The organism is Kitasatospora griseola (genome assembly GCF_044999035.1).
Taxonomy (GTDB): Bacteria; Actinomycetota; Actinomycetes; order Streptomycetales; family Streptomycetaceae; genus Kitasatospora; species Kitasatospora griseola.
The window spans coordinates 8,039,863-8,056,523 of record NZ_CP173360.1 but is presented as its reverse complement, the minus strand read 5'-3'; the positions used below and the strand labels follow the sequence as shown (position 1 = coordinate 8,056,523).

The following is a 16,661-nucleotide window of genomic DNA, read 5'->3' as shown; positions in this document are numbered from 1 at the left end:
CGCCCCGAAGCGACCCGCCGCCGCCTGCCGCCGTCCGGCCCGGCACCTTTCGGCCGAAGCAACCTGCCGCGCCAGCACCTTGATGAACCGTCAATTCTGGGCAAAGCCGCAGGTTTCCACCTTGACGGCCCCAATTGGTCTGGACCATCTTGAGTCCGCCCCCAGCACCAGCGCACCACCCCACTCCCCCACACCGTCGAGGAGAACCCGCCCATGAGGCGCGTCACCCTGTCTCTCGCCGCCACCGCGGCCCTGCTCGTCGCGCCGCTGGCCGCCACCGCGGCAGGCACGGCCAACGCCGCCGGAGCCTCCGGACTGGTCGCCGACTACGCCGTGACCCAGAGCTGGTCGAACGGCTTCCAGGCCAGCTACACCGTCACCAACCACACCAACACGACCGTCAACAACTGGTCGCTCTCCTTCGACCTGCCGACCGGCGAGACCGTCTCCAGCCTGTGGAACGGCACCCTCACCTCCACCAGCACCTCCACCGGCACCCACTACACGGTGACCTCGCCGGCCTGGGCCTCGCCGCTCGCCCCCGGGGCCAGCGCCCCCGCCGTCGGCTTCGGTGTCACCAGCGGCGCCACCCAGACCGCGCCCGCCAACTGCACCATCAACAACCAGCCGTGCGCCGGCGCGCCCGCCGACAACGCCGCGCCGACCGTGCCCGGCAACCTGCACAGCACCGCCGCCGGGCCCGGCAGCATCACCCTCGGCTGGAACGCCTCCACCGACAACGTCGGCGTGGCCGGCTACCACGTGCGCGAGGGCAGCGCCGTCGTCGCCACCGTCACCGGCACCAGCGCGACCGTCCGCGGCCTGCTCCAAGGCAGCAGCCACACCTTCACCGTCAGCGCCTTCGACGCCGCCGGCAACGAGTCCGCCGCCTCCGCCGCCGCGACCGCCACCGCCGGGACCGGCACCACGCCCGGCACCGCCGCGCCCTACGTCGACCTCGGCGCCTACCCGACGCCCAGCCTGCCCGCGCTCGCCGCCGCCAGCGGACTCAAGGAGTTCTCGCTGGCCTTCATCATCAACGGCAGCCAGACCTGCACCGCCAGCTGGTTCGGCGCGTACGACGCCACCACCGGCTGGGACAAGGCCGACATGGACGCCATCCGGGCCGCCGGCGGCGACGTCCGCCCGTCGTTCGGTGGCGCCAACGGCACCGAACTCGCGCAGTCCTGCACCACCGTGGCCTCGCTCGCCGCGCAGTACCAGAAGGTGGTGGACGTCTACGCGCTGGACCGCGTCGACTTCGACATCGAGGGCACCGCCGTCACCGACCACGCCTCCGTCGACCGCCGCTCCGCCGCGCTGGCCCAGGTGCAGGCCGCGCAGCGCGCCAAGGGCCGCGACCTGAAGGTCAGCCTGACCCTGCCGGTGCTGCCCAGCGGCCTCACCGCCGACGGCGTCTACATCCTGCAGTCCGCGAAGAACGCCGGCCTGGCCGTGGACCTGGTCAACGTCATGGCGATGGACTTCGGCGACTGGGCCGCCCCGAGCCCCGCCGGCAAGATGGGCGCCTACGCGATCCAGTCCGCGCAGTCCACCCAGGCGCAGATCCGCTCCGTCTGGACCAACCTGACGGACGCTCAGGCCTACGCCATGGTCGGTGTCACCCCGATGCTCGGCCAGAACGACACCGCCTCCGAGGTGTTCGGTATCTCCGACGCCCAGCAGCTGCTCACCTTCGCCCAGCAGAACCACCTCGGCGAACTGGCCTTCTGGGAGATGACCCGGGACGCCAACGCCTGCACCGGCTCACTGCCCAAGTGCACCAACATTCCGCAGACCCCCTACCAGTTCTCGAAGATGTTCGCCGCGTACAACGGCTGAGGCTGACGGTCGGCGCACGTCGGCGGCGGCTGAGGCTGACGGTCGGCGCGCGTCGTCGGCCGAGTCGGGTTGATTCGAGTGGCCGGCCGGTCGGTCGCCCTGGCACCTGGTGCCCGAGGGCGGCCGACCGGCCGGTCATTGACGTGGCGTCACACCGGCTGGTGCTCCCCCTCCTTGCGGACGTCGACCGTGGCCGCGGCGTCGGCGCTCCCCTCGGGCGCGCCCTCGCCGTCCTCGGGGCGGGCGTGCTTGGGGAGCAGGAATATGGCGGCGAACACCGCGACCAGCATCGCGATCTCGGACCAGAGGGTGAGCTGCTCGGCGCCGGCAAAGTCGGCCGTCTTCAGCCGCTCGAAGAACACCGTGCCGAGGATGGCGCTGCCGAGCGCGCCGCCCAGTTGCTGAACGGCCGTCAGCGTGCCCGAGGCGGAGCCGGTCTCGTGCGCGTCCACCGAGGCCAGCACCATGCCGAAGAACGGGGCCATCACCAGGCCCATGCCCAGTCCGGTGACCAGCAGCGCGGGCACCGTCTGCCACGGGGTGACGCCCGCGCCCTGGCTGTGCAGCGTGTACATCAGGCCGAGCACGCCGGCCAGCATCACCAGCAACCCTGCGTGCATCACCTTGCGGCCGAAGCGCTGCAGCGCCTGGGAGGCGACGAACGCGATCACCATGCCGACCGAGGCGGGCACTCCCGCCAGGCCGGACTTCAGCGGGCTGTAGTGCAGGCCCAGCTGGGTGTAGAGGCTGAACGTCAGCCAGAAGCCCGTCATGGCGGTGAAGAAGATCAGACCGAGCACCATGCCGCCGCTGAAGCCGCGCTTGGCGAACAGGCTCGGCTCGACCAGCGGATCCGCTCCGACGGCCTTGCGCCGCGACTCGTACCACCCGAACACACCGAACACCGCCACGCCGACCGCCAGCAGCGCGAACGCCCACAGCGGCCAGTCGTGCTCACGGCCCTGCACCAGCGGGTAGATCACGGTGGCCGCGCCGACGGCCGCGAGCAGCGCGCCGACCAGGTCGAGCCGGACCGTCCGGCCCTCCGCCTGCGCCGGGAGGAAGACCCGGCCGCCTATGAAGGCGAACAGGCCCAGCGGGATGTTGATCAGGAAGATCATCCGCCAGCCGGTGCCGGCGAAGTCGGCGTCGATCAGCCAGCCGGCCAGGATCGGGCCGCCGACCGTGGACAGGCCCATCACCGGACCGAACATGCCGAAGGCCGCGCCCTGCTCCTTCGGCGAGAAGATCTCCTTCATGATGCCGAGGCCCTGAGGGAGCATCACCGCGCCGAGCAGGCCCTGGGCGATCCGGGCGGCGATCAGCTGCCAGGGCTCCTGGGCCACGCCGCAAGCGAGCGAGCCGAGCGTGAACCCGGCCGCGCCGAGCATGAACATCCGGCGACGACCGAAGATGTCGCCGAGCCGGCCGCCGGTGATCAGGCCGATCGCCATCGCCAGCGTGTAGCCGGCGCCGAGCCACTGGATCGTTGACTCGCCACCGCCGATGTCCTGCCGGATCGCGGGGGCGGCGATGTTCGTCACCAGGGAGTCGAGCAGGTCCATCACCTCGGCGGCGAGGATGACGAACAGCGCGACCCAGCGCCAACGGTAGGGTTCGGCCCCGCCCGCGGAGGGCGGTGTCGCCGAAGGTGAAAGTCCGACCGCGTCGGTCATTGCATACTCCTGCTGAATGCCAGGGCGCGGTGGACTGGGGCCGCGCAGTGAACGGTGTTTCTTCTAACGAACACTGTTCTACGAGCCGAGCGGCGTTCCCGTCAAACGGATTTACCCCGACTTCTCCCGGAGACCGACCCGGACTCGTCCCCGAGTGCCTTGACCAGCACTTGAGCCCCCTGGAACCCGTCCCCGAACCGGATGCTTCGCCCACCGGTCGAACGGCGTTCGCCCCGAGTACGATGATCGACGGTAGAACGTTCAGCGAAAGCAGGTGGCCCGATGCCCGCGCAGATGCCCGCGATCCCGTGGCACAAGCCACGCAAGGCCGACCCGCGCCAGCCGCTCAGCCGCTCGCTGATCGTCGACACGGCGATCCGCGTGCTGGACGCCGAGGGCCTGGCCGGGGTGACGATGCGCCGGGTCGCGCAGGAGCTCGGCACCGGCCCGGCCTCGCTGTACGCGCACGTCTCCAACAAGGAGGAGCTGTTCGACCTGATGCTGGAGCAGGTCACGGCGGAGATCCGCCTGCCGCTCCGGCCGGAGCCCGAGCGCTGGAAGGAGCAGATCACCGAGATCTGCTTCGAGGCGCAGCGGGTGCTGACGGCCCATCGGGACGTGGCGCTGGTGTCGCTGGGCAGCATCCCGGTGGGCGAGAGCCAGTTGCGGATCACCGAGTTCCTGCTCGACCTGCTGCTCCAGGTCGGCCTGCCCCCGCAGGTGGCGGCCTGGGCGCTGGACGCCCTGGGCCAGATCATCGACACCGATGCGTACGAGGCCTGGGTGTACAACGAGCGACTGGCCCGGGGCACCGATCTCGGCGCCTACTTCGACCAGTTGCGCGGCTACCTGCACGACCTGCCGGCCGAGCGCTTCCCGACCCTGCAGCGCATGGCGGACGCCATGATGGAGGGCGACGGCGACCAGCGGTACGCCTTCAAGATCGAGGTGTTCCTGCGCGGCCTGGAGTCCTTCCTCCCGGCGAACGCGCCGACGCCGATGCCGGCGGCCGCACCCGACCGCCCCGGCCCGGCGTCCGACGACCGGGCCTGGCACGGCCAGACGGACGGAGCGGCCGGCGCGGGCGGCTGACGGCTGACGACTGACGGCTGACGGCTGACGGCTGACGGCTGTATCGAGCATCAGAGCAGTTCGGCGTCGGGCTTCAAGGGCCGAGCAGCGGGAGTCAGCAAGGGTTGACGGCGATTCAGCACAGGTCTACACCAGCGGCAAGTCACGTCAACCTCGGCTCGGTACCCGACCGTTGACCCGGCCGCGCGCCCCCACTTCGCGCCCCGGGCCGCCGTCCTCGCCGCCTCCGGGAGAGGCCTTCGATGGAACGCGCACTCCCCCACACCCTCCTGCCGTCGACGCCCCGACGCGCCGTCGCTGTCGGCCGCGCCGCGCCCTCGCGGTCGCGCTGTCCGTGTTCGGCCTGCTGGCCGGTCGGCGTGGCCGCCGCCACCGCGTCCGGGCCCGCGAAGGCCGCCACCGCCGACACGCTCGGCTCCAACTGATACGCCTCCGCGCCGTACCTGATACCGGAGGACAACGGCCCGCCGGACGCCGTGGCGGTGATGGATGCCACCGGACAGAAGGCCTTCCACCGGAGTAGTAGCTGCGCCAGTCGGCCAGCGACCCGCCCCCGAAGTCCCGCCACATCCGGGCGAACTTCCCGTTCTCGGAGGAAAGCTGGTAGTGGCGGGAGAAGGTCGGCACGGCCTGGCAGCGGCAGTGGGGGTTGGTGCCGAACGCGGCGGTGCGTTTCGGCTTGTAGACCGCGCCTCCGGCGGCCATGAGCGCGCAGAAGTAGCAGCGGCTCGCGTCGGTCTTGCGGTAGTAGCCGATCGCTCCGGGGTCGTTCTGCAGGGCGATGTGGATCATGTCCCGGCCGCCGTCCTGGGCGAGCATCCCGCCCGCCCCCGCGCTGCCGGTGCGCACGGAGTCCAGGAACTCCTTCTCCCGGACGACCAGCTCGGCGTCGTCCAGAGCGGCCGAGCCCCAGCCGGCGCGCTCGCGCTCGTGCTTCTCGACGCGGTCGGTGACCTCGGCGCGGAACGCGTTCTCGGCCCGCTGGGCCTCACGCTTGAGGTTGGCGACGGGGAAGGAGTTGCGGGTGTCCACTGGCAGCGGCGTTGACAGCCCGGAGCCGGTCCGCCTGCCCGTCGCCTTGTTGAAGTCGGCCCACAGGGAGCCGAGCGAGGCCCCGGGGCGGTAGCCGGGGCCGCCGATCACGCGGCCGGTCTCCAGCTCCCGCACCAGTCGGTAGAAGGCGATCGACAGGACGCGGGAGGCCGCCGCGGATTCGCGGACCCCGCCGCGTACCGCGTAGACCGAGACCATCGCCGGATCCTTGCCCCAGCCCTTGAGGCGGCGCAGGGTGCCGGACTCCTGGCGGAATGCCCGGCCCCACGTCTCCGGGTCGTTCGGGTCCTCAGGCACGGCGTCGTCTCGCAACTCGTACCAGCGCGCCAGGGTGCGGCACTGCTCCGGCGTGTACTCCCAGTCCGGCCGGAACGCGCGGGCTGACCAGCGCAGCAACTCGCCTGCCAGCGTGCGATGCAGATGCGGGACGGTGTCCGCGATCGTGCGGACGGGCCCATAGATGATCACGGCTGCCCTTCTCAACTCAGGCACACAGCCCTGGTCCTGCGCCGAGGGTGGGACAACGCGACGCGCCCCGGTCCGGCGCGAGGCCAGTCCGGGGCGCGGCATGGTGAGCCCGGATCCGTCAGACGTATTCGATGAGCCACCCGACCGGGTTGTCGTCCACCACGTCGCTGCTGCTCTTCTTCACACGCCCGACGTGAATCTTCTGGATCCCCTTGGGGAGCTTCTCGGTGACGCGGGCGCCACCCTGACTGACGTCCCAGTCCTTGGCGGGGAGCCAGGTCGTGCCGTTGTGGAACTGCACCTTCAGCCGCACATCGACCCAGCTGGAGCCGAGGCTGAAGTAGGCGTCGCCCCATACGCCGGTCTGGTTGGGCTGAGGGATAGGCAGGAGAAGTCCGTACCTGTAGTGGATGAGGCCGTCGCTTTCGTTGAACACGAAGCCGGTGGGGACTTCACCGAGCTGGAAGTTGGGCATCTACGCTCCTCGGAAGTGCCGCATGTGCTGTCGTTCGACGTACGGGGCTCAGGCTATGAGTGCCTTCCTCGACATTCGCGGCACCAGATGTCAAACCACCCGTGCAGGTGAGCCAGGGGTGTGAAGCGGCGACTGGCTCGGCTTCGGTGTCCGTCCGCGCCTACGGCGGGTTCTCGCATCCCGCCTGTCTCGCGGTGCGCGCGCTCCTCCAGCAGCCTGGCCGCCTCCACCGAGATGTGTGTGCCGGCCGCGAAGGGCAACTTCATGTCGTGGGCCCACAGTTCGTGCGCGACGACGTGCGGGACTTCGGCGTCCAGGCAGGCTTCGCAGTAGACGATCGTGCGGGCGATGCGCAGGGCCTCGTCCGATGGGCCGACGGCCCGGGTCCTGCGGCGTGCCACGGCGGGCCCCTTCGAGATCGGCATGCGGAGGGTGGACAGCGGGCCTGGGACGCTCTCGCCGGAACGAGCAATGGCTCCAACCTCCTTCCGGGAGGCTGGAGCCATTGATCACCTGTCAGCGCTCGATGACGCCCGTGATTTCGTCTTCCCTGACGACGACGTGCTCCTCACCCTCAATGCTGATTACCTCGCCATTGGCGAAGCCGTCCTTCTTGGGTGCCGTGCCTTCGTCGTTCGTCTGCTCGTCCGCCATGTCTACCTCCGGATCGCGCGATGAAAGCCGCCGTGGTGGGCAGCTGCTCGAAGTTTTGACGACGTTCGATTTGCGCGGCAAGTTCAAGAGCTGCCATGCCATGGTGGCTCATGGTGGGGGTTCGTCAGGCGCGGTTGCCCCAGCGGGCATCGACGGCGTCGCGGACGTTGTGGCCGCGCTTGAGGCCCTCGCCCTCACCGCGGATCTTGGCGAGGTGGCCGGCCGCGCTTGACCGGTTCGTCCGGGCCTGCGCAATCCCGGACTGCAGGACCATCATCCCGGCGCGGTTGCCGCCGGGGATCATCCGGCCTTCGCGCTTGACCACGGCGTCGAGCTGGGCAGCGCGGGCGAGCATGGCCGCGGCGATGTCGATCGCCACCAAGTCGCCCGGTTCGAGGTCGAGTTCGGTTTCGTGCAACTCGATGAGCGCGACCCGAACCGCCTGTGGATCCTTCAGAGCCGGATCGACCTTCAACGGACCTCCCTGAGATGCGGTCGGCAGGTTCGGGCAGGCTTCCAGCGGCTCGCGGCAGTCCTCTGGCGGGCGCGGTCGGCGTCGGCGGCGTCCTTGCGGAGCACATGCCAGTCGCACGGCACGCGGAGATTGGAGGGGTCGTCGCTGCCGCCTTCGGAGGCGGGGACGATGTGGTCGCAGTGGCGGGCGGGCTCGGCGCAGATCTCGCCGGTGTCGTATCGGACGTGCCGGCACATCCAGCCGTCGCGGTTCGTCACCGCGCGGCGAAGGCGGGCCCAGTGCGGGGGAAGGGGGTGCTACGGCGTGAACTCGCGGACACGGAAGCCTCCTTGAGCGCGGCGCCCTGCCAGGCGCTCGACCACAACCGGGGAGAGAGGACCGATCGGGGAGCGTTGCCCTGGCGGGGGCGCGCCGGGAGGCCGGCCGGAGTGCCGCCGCATCGCGTGCGCGCCCGCGCGCGAACCGCCTCCACAACGGAACACCCCGACGCCGGCCGGGCCCCAGCCCCCGCCCCGCGCCACCCACAGGAGACCGCAGTGCCCCGCTACACCGTCCGCATCGACAACACCGAGACCTACCTCTACCAGCTGGACGCCGACAGCCCTGAGGCCGCCGAAGCCGACGCCCTGGATATCTTCGAGAGCAACGACCGCGAGTCCGGGTACAGCGACGGCCACGAACCCGACGTCCGCGCACCGCAGTTGCTCGCTGCGTAACGTCCGCTGCCACACCAGGCCCCACCCCCGCACCGCCGCAGGAAACACCAGTGCCCACCTTCCGAGACGAACTCGCCCCGCTCCGCGCCGAACTGCTGGCGCTCGCCGAGGGGCTCGCCCACGCCCTCGGTGCCGACGAATGGACCGTCGAACCCCGGCGGATACCGGGCCGGCACCCGTGCGTCGAGCTGGTCCGCGCCGAGGACGGGGCGTGCGTCCTGATTCAGCAGGAACGTCTGCGCCGCGACCGGTGGTTGGTGAACGTCGCTCTCCCCGACGGCACCTACTACGACCGCCACGGCCTGGACGCCGGGGACATCACCGTCACCCGGGCCAAGGTCGCCGTCGACGTCCAGCGGCTGCTGCTGCCCACCCTGAACGCGGCGGTCGCCGAGATGAGCCGCAGGCAGCACCAGCACCTCACCGACGTGCACGAAGTCACCGCCGTCGCCCGCAGGTTGAAGACCGTGCCGCTCACCGCCAGCCAGCCGTCCAGCACCGCGAGCCGCCGCCACGACGAGGACACCACCCGCACCCTGCGCTGGAGCCAGGGCCCCGGAACGTCCTGGGCATCGCCCCACGCCGTCGTCAACGTCCACCGCGCCCGGTTCGGCAGCGTCGAGATCACGTGCTCGCACCTCACCCCCGCCATGGCCGAAGCCGTACTCCGAGCCCTCAACGCCTCACTGCCGGCCACCGCCCAGGCCGCGTAGACACCAGGCCCCGCCCCCGGTCGGCACCAGGCCCGCCCCGAGCAGACAGGAGAGCAGCATCCCAAGTACATCGTGGCGGTGGACGTCATCACCGTGCACGTGGTGCCCGTCGAAGCCGACACCTCCGAAGCCGCCCAGGCCACGCCGGATGTCCGGTCGAGCAGGACTGGGAGACCTGGTTCCACCACACCGAACCCGTGTGCGTCGGCGACGGCCTCACCGAGGACGAGTGGGCCTCCCAGGAAGCCGAGTGGGCCCCGCTGAAGCAGGCCGCCGAAGGACGCCAGGCCCCGCACCGACCACCATGCCGACGACACCGACTGCCCGCCCACAAGCACACCAGCCACAACAAGCCGCTGACCGACGGCTGCGCCCGCCGCACGTACTCCAAGGCCGTGTGCACCTGCGGCTGGACGATCCCGAGCCCCGGCAAGGGCTGCGTGGACGAGAAACGCCGACGCCACCTGCGCACCACCCACCGCTGACACCAGACATCGCCCCCGTCCCGTGGACGGCTTCGGCGGCAAAGTGCCCGAGCCCGCCGCTGAGGGAAAGCGGCCGGAACGGGCGAAGCCGGAGTCACCTGGACGAGGGAGAAAGCGCACCCGCTTGCCCCAACCGAATTGCGACATCAGGAATTGACATCACATCGCATGCAAATGTTCTCCGTGCCTCCCCGGGCGGCACGCGTCCACCCGGTCCGGCCGGCTTACGTCCAGAAACGATCGGAGTCCCTGAGATGAACCTTCGAATGAACCTCTCCAAGATTGCCGCGACCGTGGCCCTGGCGGCAGCGGTGGTCGCCGCCGTACCGACTGCTGCGGTGGCTCATGACGAGCCGTCGTCGTCGGCCGGGTTGCAGGCGGGCTCGGTTGCCGTCGGCCTCGTCGGTCCGCGTATCAGCTGGCTTGAGGCGTACGAGCACACCAACGGCTGAGCCTGCAGGGCCGTGCGGCCTGGTCATCGATTGTGGCTTCAAGACGAAACCACACGCGGCCGCACCGTCCGGGCCTGCACACCGCTGACACCAGACCCCGCCCCCGCCCCCGCCCCGGTGGGGGCGGGGTGTGTCTGGTCGTCACGCTTTGCTTGTTGATCACGGTCCGGGTCGCCGAGGCTCATGGTGCACAGGTCGTGAGGCGTTGATCGGGCCCGTTCATTGGAGGAAGATCATGAGCTGGCTCTCGAACGTGTTCAAGCTCAGCCCCGCGGGGATCAACTGGCCGCGCGCGGTGATGTTCCTGGACGCCGCGCTGGTGCCACTGCTCGTCTTCTGGGCGATCGGGCATGAGCAGTACCTTTTCAGCGCGCTGTTCGGCCTGCTCTTCGCGGGGCTGGCCGACCCGGGAGGCGGCTACGGGCACCGCGCGTCCCACATCGCCGTCTTTGCGCTGATCGGCGCTGGGGTGACCGCGTTGGGGTTCGGCATCGGGGCAGACGCCTGGGGCTGGCTGGTGCTTGCGGCTTTCATGGTCACGCTGGTGGCCGGCCTGGCGGCCGCGTTCGGGGTGCACAGATTCGTCGCAGCTCTGCTTCTCAACCTCTGGTTCATTGTCACCATCGGGCTCGCATCCAGCTTCCATCAGCATGCCCGCATCACCAGTTACACCTGGGCCCAGGTGCTCGCCTGGGCTGGGGGCTCGGCGCTGTGGATCGCGGTGACGTTCCTTGCGTGGCTGATCCGCGGACGCGAGGACCGGCCCCAGCCGGTCGCAGAGCTCCCCGGCGATACCTCGCGGAAGAAGCTGACCGGGCCGATGGTCATGTTCGCGGTGATCCGCGCCATGGCCATCGGCGGCACCGTCGCGCTTGCGTTCGGACTGAACCTGTCGCACGGCTATTGGATGCCGATCGCAGCCATGGTCGCGATGAAGCCGAGCCTGGGTCAGAGCACGCTCGTAGCTGCGCAGCGCCTCGCTGGCACGCTGATCGGTGCGGTCGCGGCTGCGCTGTTGCTGCTGGTGCCGGCCAGTGAACACGGACTCAGACTGTTCGCGGTCGAGCGTGGACTCGAAGTGGTCGCGCTTGTCCTGCTGATGCACGGGGCGGCGATTCGCTTTTACAACTACGCGCTCTACTCTGCGGCAATCGCCGCGGGGGTGCTCGTCCTTGTGGACCTTCCGCAGCCCTCCGATTATGCCGCGGAGGGCTACCGGGTGCTGTGGACGTTGTGCGGGGTGGGGACCGGTCTGATCGTCATCATGCTCGCGAGCCTGCTCGCCAAGCGCACCGCCACGTCGTCGCCACGATCAGTCTGATCTGACTGCGCTCCGAGCCAACTCGGCCGCCGACGCCAGGCCCCACCTCGACCCGCCCGGACGGAAGGACACACCCCTGGCCGTCCACCCCGCCAACCTGCTGCCCGACGGCCGGTGGAACCCCCGGCTCTTCGAACTCGACTACGAAGGCCGCCGAGGCCACTACCGGGTGGTGCGCGGCCTGGGCGAACAGGTCGGCACCGTGGAGAAACGCGGCGGAGTCTGGACGCCCAAGAACACCGCCGGAGCCTGGGTCGGAGCCGCCGCCGGCCGATCGGGCTACCTCGTCCGGCAGATCGCCGCCGTCGAACTGTCCATCACCGTCCCGCTCCCGCCCCCGGAAGAGCTTGAGCAGTACCGGGTGACGCCAGGCCCCGCCCTCTCGTCGTGACGGAGCGTGAGGCCCCGATGCGGAGCACCCCACCTCCGTCGGATGGAGTGGGAGCCGTCAGCCGAGGTAGACCTTCTGCCAGTCCAAGGACGTCATGGTCAGTGCGGCCTCGGCGAGGGTGCTCACCGACTCGGCTTTGAGGCTGCCGAGGCTGCTGTCGATCCACGGCTGGACGTTCTGGTAGCCCTGCTCGCGGTACTCCACGGCCTGAATGAGGCACTCCAACTTGTCCGCGTTGTGGGCGACGACGACTTCGAGGCTCTCGGCGTTCTCGTCGGCTGATGTGGGGGATGTCTGCGTCGGCCAGGCCCCGGCGGGTGGGCATGAGTGCCCAGATCTAATGGACGTACAGATCGGTGTACTCGCCCGTGCGGTCCAGCCGGACGGCGAACTGTCGCAGCAGCGAGGAGGCGTCCCACGCGGGGTGTTCCTGCTCGGCCATGAGGTCATCGCTGGTCTGAGGACGTGAATCGGGCCCCAGCCAGTGAGCCCAGTAGTTCAGGTTCGCGGCTTCGAAGTCGTCGTTTTCGGTGATCGAGCGGGCGATGAAGTCCCGGAGCAGCACGGGATCTCCCTTCCTCGCCAGTGCCGCCGCGACCGAACGCGCCTCGGCCCAGCGGGGCGACCACCCCGAGCACGCAAAGTGGTGGACTCTGAACGAGAACCCTGCCAGTAGCGGACAGTGGGGCATGTGGGCCGACGACGGCCCGTGCGCCTGAGCGGCACGGCCTCCTGAGGCGCGTCCGGTCGCGCCGCTCGGAACGCCGAACGGGCCGTCCGCTCCCAGGACTTCTGGGGGCGGACGGCCCGTCCGGGTCTGCGGCTGTCGAGTGACAGGACGTCAGACGGTGGCGCGGTTGCGGTACTCCTCCGCGATGGCGCGGGTCGAGGACAGGTCGGCCAGCGGCTCGCCGACCACCCGGGAGGCCAGCTCGGTCGCCACCTTGATGACGTCCTCGCGCAGTTCGGCCTCGGCGAGCACCTTGTCGGCCGCCAGCTGGACCTGCGCCTCGGCCACCAGCCGCTCACGCTGCTGGAGACCCTCGGCGCGCAGGGCGGCGACCAGGGCCGCGCCCTCCTCGGCGGCGGTCTGCCGGATCGCGGCGGCCTCGTGCCGGGCTGCGGACAGCTCGGCCTGGAACTCGTCGCGTATCCGTTCGGCCTCGGCCCGGGCGGCCTCGGCCCGGACCAGGCCGCCATCGGTCTTGTCGTGGCGTTCGGCAAGAGTCCGTTCGATGCGCGGCAGCACGACCTTGCCGAGCATCGCGAACAGCAGGAAGAAGATAATCAGGCCGAGGATCAGCTCGGGCACATTCGGTTCGAGAGGTCCCATACTCAGTATGCTATCCGGTCATCTGACTGACCGTTCGATCAGGGGTACCCCATTCGCCTTGCCCCGCACGGCACTTCGATGCCGGTCAGGCGCCGGTGAACCCGTCGATGGGCTCACGCCGCAGGTCCGCGTGCTCGTTGTGCTGGGCGTGCTCGGTCGTGACGTGCAGGAACGTCATCCGCAGCGACAGTTGCTCGCCGTGCGCGGTCAGCGTGGTGCCCGTGACGCGCCCGCCACCGCGAGGTCGGCGCGCCACTGTTCCTCCAGCAGTTGCTTGTCCGGAGCGGGGGCCGAGCGGGGTGCGCCCGGACCTGGTTCGGGCGGTTGGTAGCATCGCGGTGAGCCGTGACTGGCGCGCTGGGATGGATTTCACCATCGGGGAGCGGCTCCGCACGGAACCTGCGGGTTCCGACGTGCTGTAGCCGAGCGCCTGGGCCGTCCGAATCGTCGCCGTTCCGTACGAGGAGACCGCCTTGGCCGAGTCCCTGACCCCGCACACCTTCGGCAGCCCTGCCGCCGACACCGCCTTCCGCAGCGCCCTGGACGTGGTGCGCGCCGTCGAACCGCGGATCGCCGCGGCGATCGGCGCGGAGATCGAGGACCAGCGCGCCTCGCTGAAGCTGATCGCCAGCGAGAACTACGCCTCGCCCGCCGTGCTGTTGGCGATGGGCAACTGGCTGAGCGACAAGTACGCGGAGGGCACCCCGGGCCGCCGCTTCTACGCGGGCTGCCGGAACGTCGACACGGTGGAGTCGCTGGCCGCCGAGCACGCCCGGGAGCTGTTCGGCGCCGAGCACGCGTACGTGCAGCCGCACTCCGGGATCGACGCCAACCTGGTGGCGTTCTGGGCGGTGCTCTCGCAGCGGGTGGAGAGCCCGGCGCTCCGGCGGGCGGGGGTGCGCAACGTCAACGACCTGAGCGAGCAGGACTGGGCGGAGCTCCGCCGCGAGCTGGGCAACCAGCGGATGCTCGGCATGTCGCTGGACGCGGGCGGTCACCTGACGCACGGCTTCCGACCGAACATCTCCGGCAAGATGTTCGACCAGCGCAGCTACGGGACGGACCCCGTCACCGGACTGGTCGACTACGACGAAGTCCGGCGGATCGCGCTCGAGTTCAAGCCGCTGATCCTGGTCGCCGGATACTCCGCGTACCCGCGGCTGGTGAACTTCCGCCGGATGCGGGAGATCGCGGACGAGGTCGGCGCGACCCTGATGGTCGACATGGCGCACTTCGCGGGCCTGGTCGCGGGCAAGGTGCTGACCGGCGACTTCGACCCGGTCGCGCACGCGCAGATCGTCACCACCACCACGCACAAGTCGCTGCGCGGCCCGCGCGGCGGCATGGTGCTGTGCACCTCGGAGCTGGCCGAGCACGTCGACCGGGGCTGCCCGCTGGTGCTCGGCGGTCCGCTGTCGCACGTGATGGCCGCGAAGGCCGTCGCGTTCGCGGAGGCCCGGCGTCCCGAGTTCCAGGTGTACGCCCACCAGGTGGTGGACAACGCGCACGCGCTGGCCGAGGGCCTGCTGAAGCGCGGCGCCCGGCTGGTGACCGACGGCACCGACAACCACTTGGTGCTGGCGGACGTCTCCTCCTACCGCCTGACGGGCCGCCAGGCGGAGGCGGCGCTGTTGGACTCGGGCATCGTCACCAACCGCAACGCCGTCCCGCAGGACCCGAACGGCGCCTGGTACACCTCCGGCATCCGGCTCGGCACCCCCGCCCTCACCACCCGCGGTCTGGGCGCCGCCGAGCTCGACGAGGTGGCGGACCTGATCCACACCGTACTGTCCGCGACCTCCGCCGCCGGCTCCTCCAAGGCGCAGTACCTGCTCGACGCCGGCGTCCGCGACGCGGTCGCCAAGCGTGCCGTCGACCTGTTGTCGGAGCACCCGCTCTACCCCGGCATCACCCCCGCCTGACCGCCCCTCCCTCCCCCTGCGACCCCGGCTCCGGGCTCGCGGCCTCCCCGGCCGCGGGCCCGAACAATGCCGACCGGCACGACCCTGGTCGCGCGGACGGGGCCGGGCATTCCCACCACCTAGGATGGCCGCCATGATCGCGGACGAACCGACGGCAGCGGGAATGGACGGGCCCACCGTCCCCGGGGTGCGCAACTTCCGGGACGCAGGCGGGCTCGGGACACTTCCCCATGGAGTGCTGTACCGCTCCGGGGCGCTGGACCGGCTGACGCCCGACGGTGCCCGGGCGCTGCTCGACCTCGGCGTGCGCACTGTCCTCGACCTTCGCAGCACCCCGGAGACCATCGCCCGCCCGGACTTCCTCGGCGACTCCGGCATCCGCTACCTGCACGTTCCGGTCTTCGCGGAGCAGCGCTGGCCCGAGGAGCAGGCCGAGCTGTACCCGTTGATGGCGGAGCTCGCCGGACGCCCGGCCGTCGCGGCGGTCCGGGCCCTGCTGGCCGCCGACCGCCGGGCCGTCCTGGTGCACTGCGCGTCCGGCAAGGACCGCACCGGGGTGGTGGTCGCGCTGATCCAGTCGTTGCTGGGGGCAGCGGAGCCGGAGGTCCTCGCCGACTTCCTGCGTTCCAACACGGCGCTCGGGCTCACCGTTCCCGCCCCCGGCGCACCCGGTCACGCCACTCGCCCGGTCGCGGCCGTCCATCTGCGGCGTGCCCTGCTCTCCGTCCGCTCCCAGCACGGCGCACTGGACGAGCACCTGCGCGCCCACGGCGCTCGGACGTCCGAACTCGCCGCCCTGCGCTCCCAGTTCCACGCCGCTGTCAGCCCGTAGGGATCTGCTCCGGCGCTATGGTGCCGACCATGCACGAACCCGACGGGGGATCAACCATGGACGCCACCAGACCTGGCCGCCCGGCAGGCCCCGACAAGCCTGACGAACCGCCCGACGCGGCCGGGCCCGACGGAACCGACCGGCGGCCCGATCCGGACGAGAGGTACCTCAGGTCCGGCAACTCTCGTCTCTCGGCCGGCTGCGGGGCGGCGCTCACGGTCGCTGTCCTCCTGTTCATCGGTTTCCTCGGTTTCGGCTTCGCCTATGGCGGGGCCACCGACTTCACCTACCAGGCGGGCTGGCGCGGCACCCCTCATCTGCGGATGACGGTGGACCACTGCGACTCGAACGGCCGCAGCGGGCGCAACGAGACCTACAGCTGCTCCGGCCACGGCGAGCCGCGCACCGCCGACCCGGCGGGCGGCTACCGGCAGCTCCCGAACAGGTCCGCCCCGTACGCGCTCGGCACCGAGCTGGAGGTGAGTTGCCTTCCGACCGGCCGCTGCGTCGAGTTCGGCACCGACCGTGCGGTGGGCGACAGCGCCAGGTTCCTGTTCGGACTGTGGCTGCTCTCCCTCGCCCCCGGCGTCGGACTCGCGCTGCTGAACATCCGCCGCACCGACCGGTTCCGACGCGCCGGAGAGCCGGTCCGCAACGGTCTCAGCCTTCCGTTGCGCCTTGGCTTCGTCTGGTTCGCCGTGCTGCCGGGCCTCGCGGCGGTGCTGGGCATTGTGTCGGTCTTCCTCGAGTGACTATTTCGC

21 protein-coding genes and 1 riboswitch are annotated in these 16,661 nt (G+C 70.6%); of the genes, 11 read left to right on the top strand and 10 right to left on the bottom strand.

Features of this window, described 5'->3' with window-relative positions; translation table 11 throughout:
* Nucleotides 1-213: 213 nt before the first annotated feature.
* Nucleotides 214-1,842 carry a cellulose binding domain-containing protein gene (locus ACI1MP_RS35850; protein ID WP_404870577.1) on the top strand — a complete coding sequence of 543 codons (1,629 nt, stop codon included), beginning with the start codon at nucleotides 214-216 and terminating at the stop codon, nucleotides 1,840-1,842.
* Between the two features lie 149 nt (nucleotides 1,843-1,991).
* On the opposite strand, the gene ACI1MP_RS35845 is transcribed toward ACI1MP_RS35850, so the two are convergent.
* Nucleotides 1,992-3,518: an MFS transporter gene (locus ACI1MP_RS35845; RefSeq protein ID WP_380338419.1), complete on the bottom strand. Its 1,527-nt coding sequence runs from the start codon at nucleotides 3,516-3,518 to the stop codon at nucleotides 1,992-1,994.
* A gap of 282 nt (nucleotides 3,519-3,800) precedes the next feature.
* Between ACI1MP_RS35845 and ACI1MP_RS35840 the strand changes: the two genes are divergently transcribed.
* Nucleotides 3,801-4,610, top strand: coding sequence for a TetR/AcrR family transcriptional regulator C-terminal domain-containing protein (locus tag ACI1MP_RS35840; RefSeq protein ID WP_404870576.1), 810 nt, complete (start codon nucleotides 3,801-3,803; stop codon nucleotides 4,608-4,610).
* Between the two features lie 147 nt (nucleotides 4,611-4,757).
* Here ACI1MP_RS35840 and ACI1MP_RS35835 read toward each other — a convergent pair whose 3' ends face one another.
* The 5 genes from ACI1MP_RS35835 to ACI1MP_RS35815 all read right to left on the bottom strand — a co-directional run bounded on the left by ACI1MP_RS35835 (nucleotide 4,758) and on the right by ACI1MP_RS35815 (nucleotide 7,971).
* Nucleotides 4,758-6,131, bottom strand: a complete 1,374-nt coding sequence (locus ACI1MP_RS35835) for a hypothetical protein (RefSeq protein ID WP_404870575.1) — start codon at nucleotides 6,129-6,131, stop codon at nucleotides 4,758-4,760.
* A 118-nt stretch (nucleotides 6,132-6,249) separates the two neighbouring features.
* Nucleotides 6,250-6,606: a hypothetical protein gene (locus ACI1MP_RS35830; protein WP_100589915.1), complete on the bottom strand. Its 357-nt coding sequence runs from the start codon at nucleotides 6,604-6,606 to the stop codon at nucleotides 6,250-6,252.
* Between the two features lie 516 nt (nucleotides 6,607-7,122).
* On the bottom strand, nucleotides 7,123-7,362 hold the full coding sequence (locus ACI1MP_RS35825; protein ID WP_404870574.1) for a hypothetical protein: 240 nt from the start codon (nucleotides 7,360-7,362) through the stop codon (nucleotides 7,123-7,125).
* 22 nt (nucleotides 7,363-7,384) lie between these two features.
* A complete protein-coding gene (locus tag ACI1MP_RS35820) occupies nucleotides 7,385-7,735 on the bottom strand; it encodes a hypothetical protein (RefSeq protein ID WP_404870573.1) in 351 nt (116 codons plus the stop codon).
* Entirely contained in the window at nucleotides 7,732-7,971 is a 240-nt protein-coding gene (locus tag ACI1MP_RS35815) for an HNH endonuclease (protein ID WP_380338584.1), read from the bottom strand. The genes ACI1MP_RS35820 and ACI1MP_RS35815 overlap by 4 nt, the downstream gene beginning before the upstream one ends.
* Before the next feature lie 300 nt (nucleotides 7,972-8,271).
* Here ACI1MP_RS35815 and ACI1MP_RS35810 point away from each other — a divergent pair, with 300 nt between their 5' ends.
* From ACI1MP_RS35810 to ACI1MP_RS35785, 6 genes are all read left to right on the top strand, one after another.
* Complete coding sequence (locus ACI1MP_RS35810) at nucleotides 8,272-8,451, top strand: hypothetical protein (protein ID WP_380338403.1); 180 nt, start codon at nucleotides 8,272-8,274, stop codon at nucleotides 8,449-8,451.
* Nucleotides 8,452-8,501: 50 nt separating this feature from the next.
* A complete protein-coding gene (locus tag ACI1MP_RS35805) occupies nucleotides 8,502-9,164 on the top strand; it encodes a hypothetical protein (protein ID WP_404870572.1) in 663 nt (220 codons plus the stop codon).
* 197 nt (nucleotides 9,165-9,361) lie between these two features.
* Nucleotides 9,362-9,649 (top strand): hypothetical protein, encoded by a 288-nt coding sequence (locus tag ACI1MP_RS35800; RefSeq protein ID WP_404870571.1) that lies wholly within the window; start codon nucleotides 9,362-9,364, stop codon nucleotides 9,647-9,649.
* Nucleotides 9,650-9,915: 266 nt separating this feature from the next.
* Nucleotides 9,916-10,101, top strand: a complete 186-nt coding sequence (locus ACI1MP_RS35795; protein WP_380338401.1) for a hypothetical protein — start codon at nucleotides 9,916-9,918, stop codon at nucleotides 10,099-10,101.
* Nucleotides 10,102-10,336: 235 nt separating this feature from the next.
* Nucleotides 10,337-11,422 (top strand): FUSC family protein, encoded by a 1,086-nt coding sequence (locus ACI1MP_RS35790; RefSeq protein WP_404870570.1) that lies wholly within the window; start codon nucleotides 10,337-10,339, stop codon nucleotides 11,420-11,422.
* Nucleotides 11,423-11,594: 172 nt separating this feature from the next.
* Nucleotides 11,595-11,813, top strand: coding sequence for a hypothetical protein (locus ACI1MP_RS35785; RefSeq protein WP_404870569.1), 219 nt, complete (start codon nucleotides 11,595-11,597; stop codon nucleotides 11,811-11,813).
* 57 nt (nucleotides 11,814-11,870) lie between these two features.
* Here the strand turns inward: ACI1MP_RS35785 and ACI1MP_RS35780 are convergent, their stop codons facing one another.
* The 4 genes from ACI1MP_RS35780 to ACI1MP_RS35765 form a co-directional block, all read right to left on the bottom strand.
* Nucleotides 11,871-12,017: a hypothetical protein gene (locus tag ACI1MP_RS35780; protein ID WP_404870568.1), complete on the bottom strand. Its 147-nt coding sequence runs from the start codon at nucleotides 12,015-12,017 to the stop codon at nucleotides 11,871-11,873.
* A gap of 133 nt (nucleotides 12,018-12,150) precedes the next feature.
* Complete coding sequence (locus tag ACI1MP_RS35775) at nucleotides 12,151-12,378, bottom strand: hypothetical protein (protein ID WP_404870567.1); 228 nt, start codon at nucleotides 12,376-12,378, stop codon at nucleotides 12,151-12,153.
* Between the two features lie 276 nt (nucleotides 12,379-12,654).
* Complete coding sequence (atpF, locus tag ACI1MP_RS35770; protein ID WP_404870566.1) at nucleotides 12,655-13,146, bottom strand: F0F1 ATP synthase subunit B; 492 nt, start codon at nucleotides 13,144-13,146, stop codon at nucleotides 12,655-12,657.
* 85 nt (nucleotides 13,147-13,231) lie between these two features.
* Nucleotides 13,232-13,402 (bottom strand): DUF664 domain-containing protein, encoded by a 171-nt coding sequence (locus ACI1MP_RS35765; RefSeq protein ID WP_404870565.1) that lies wholly within the window; start codon nucleotides 13,400-13,402, stop codon nucleotides 13,232-13,234.
* Nucleotides 13,403-13,481: 79 nt separating this feature from the next.
* A riboswitch (ZMP/ZTP riboswitch) is annotated at nucleotides 13,482-13,589 on the top strand.
* A 30-nt stretch (nucleotides 13,590-13,619) separates the two neighbouring features.
* Between ACI1MP_RS35765 and ACI1MP_RS35760 the strand changes: the two genes are divergently transcribed.
* The 3 genes from ACI1MP_RS35760 (at nucleotide 13,620) to ACI1MP_RS35750 (ending at nucleotide 16,652) form a co-directional block, all read left to right on the top strand.
* Nucleotides 13,620-15,068 (top strand): glycine hydroxymethyltransferase, encoded by a 1,449-nt coding sequence (locus tag ACI1MP_RS35760; protein WP_404870564.1) that lies wholly within the window; start codon nucleotides 13,620-13,622, stop codon nucleotides 15,066-15,068.
* 133 nt (nucleotides 15,069-15,201) lie between these two features.
* Nucleotides 15,202-15,900 carry a tyrosine-protein phosphatase gene (locus ACI1MP_RS35755; protein WP_404870563.1) on the top strand — a complete coding sequence of 233 codons (699 nt, stop codon included), beginning with the start codon at nucleotides 15,202-15,204 and terminating at the stop codon, nucleotides 15,898-15,900.
* Between the two features lie 29 nt (nucleotides 15,901-15,929).
* Nucleotides 15,930-16,652: a hypothetical protein gene (locus tag ACI1MP_RS35750; RefSeq protein WP_404870562.1), complete on the top strand. Its 723-nt coding sequence runs from the start codon at nucleotides 15,930-15,932 to the stop codon at nucleotides 16,650-16,652.
* Nucleotides 16,653-16,661 lie beyond the last annotated feature (9 nt).